The sequence below is a fragment of the Micromonospora sp. MH33 genome, assembly GCF_003013775.1.
Taxonomy (GTDB): domain Bacteria; phylum Actinomycetota; class Actinomycetes; order Mycobacteriales; family Micromonosporaceae; genus Micromonospora; species Micromonospora fulviviridis.
On sequence record NZ_MUYZ01000614.1, the window covers coordinates 1 to 1,584 of the forward strand.

Annotated in this window: 1 protein-coding gene and 1 pseudogene; both read right to left on the reverse strand. The window is 77.2% G+C overall.

Annotated features, from left to right (window positions below):
• Positions 1-230, reverse strand: a pseudogene (locus B0E53_RS36355) (hypothetical protein); the annotation flags it as partial.
• Between the two features lie 47 nt (positions 231-277).
• The coding region (locus B0E53_RS36360; RefSeq protein WP_107079907.1) for an AAA family ATPase at positions 278-1,584 on the reverse strand (1,307 nt) is incomplete at its 5' end.

Below are 1,584 nucleotides of genomic sequence, written 5' to 3' on the forward strand. Positions count from 1 at the left end.
GCGGGCACCGGCAGGCCGCCGGGCCAGCCGGGCGGCTCGCTCTCGCCCGGGGACCGGGCGGGCGGGAAGCTGTCCGCGTCGCCGGTCGGGGAGCTTCCCGTGTCGCCGGTCGGGGAGCTTCCCGTGTCGCCGGTCGGGGCGTTCTCCGCACCGGCGGGCGGGCGGGCGGCGGCGCCGGGCGCGCCGGGACCGTCGGCGACCCGCTCGGGATCAGGGGTGTCCGGACTCACCCGGTGATCCTCTCAGGCGACGGGGCGGCGCGGGGCGGCGGTGGCGGTCAGCGGGCGAACGGTTCCAGCATCACCGAGGCGGCCCTGAGCCAGCCCTGCCGGGTCTCCGCGTGGAGCTGGTGATACTCGATCGAGGAGCCGGTCTCCAGCGCCGGGTCGTAGGGCACCACGGCCACCGCCCGGGTGCGGGTGGCGAAGTGCCGCTCCAGGTCGTCCTGCAGCGGCGTGCGAACGGGGGTGGGGCAGGAGATCAGGGTCACCGCGTTGTCGGCCAGCTCGCCCATGCCCTCCTCGTGCAGCAGGTCGAGCATCCAGTCGGCGCTGAACGCGGCGTCCTCGCGGGGCACGGTGGTCACCACGAGCTGGTCGGCCGCCTGCATGACGGTGCGCCAGTTGGGGCTCTCCACGTTGTTGCCGGTGTCCACGCAGACCACGTCGTGGGTGCGGCGCAGCAGCTCCAGCACCCGCTTGACGGTGAACTGGTCCAGCCGCTGGGCGAAGCGCGGGCTCTCCTCGCCGGCCAGCACGTCGTACGAGCCGTCGGAGGCGTGCCGGAGGTAGTCGTCGAGGTGCTCCAGCAGCGTGGCGCCCTCCAGGATCTCGATCTGCGCGAGGTCGTGGATCAGGTGCCGGATGGTGCGGGCGTGCCGGGCGCTGCCAGCGCGCAGGCCGAGGGTGCCGCGCAGCTCGTTGTCGTCCCAGGCGAGCACCCCGCGCCCGCGGACGCTGCCCACGGTGGCCGCGGCGAGCACCGTGGCGGTGGTCTTGTGCACGCCGCCCTTGGGGTTGGCGAAGGCGAGCACCCGGGGCCCGCCCAGCTCGCGGCGGAGCACCCCGGCCGCGCGCTCCAGCTCGGTCTCCGGCTCCGGGGCGCGCCACTCCACCCGCGCCGGCTCGATCCGGGGCGGCTCGATCCGGGGCGGCTCGATCCGGGGCGGCTCGATGCGGGCCGGCTCGGGGGCCGGATGGGTCTCCGGGCGGTAGCGGCCCCGGTCCAGCAGCGCGTAGCGGGACTCCGCCGGGGGCGGGTCGGGCTGGTAGCCGCTGTCGAGCAGGGCGTACCGGGGCTCGACCGAGGCGGTGCCGCGGCCACGCGGCTGGGGCTCGGGGTAGCCCGACTCCGGCTGGCGGACCGGTTCGGCCCGCCAGGACGGCTCGGCGCGCGGCTCCGGCTCGGCGCGGTAGGCGGGCTCCGCCTGGTACGCCGGCTCGCCGCCGTAGCGCGGGTCGACCCGGTAGGCCGGCTCCACCCGGTAGGTCGCCTCGACCCGGTAGGCCGGTTCGGCGCCGAACGACGCGTCGGCGGGGCGGGCGACAGCCTGCGCCCGGCCCGTCCAGCCGGTGCCGGCGGCGC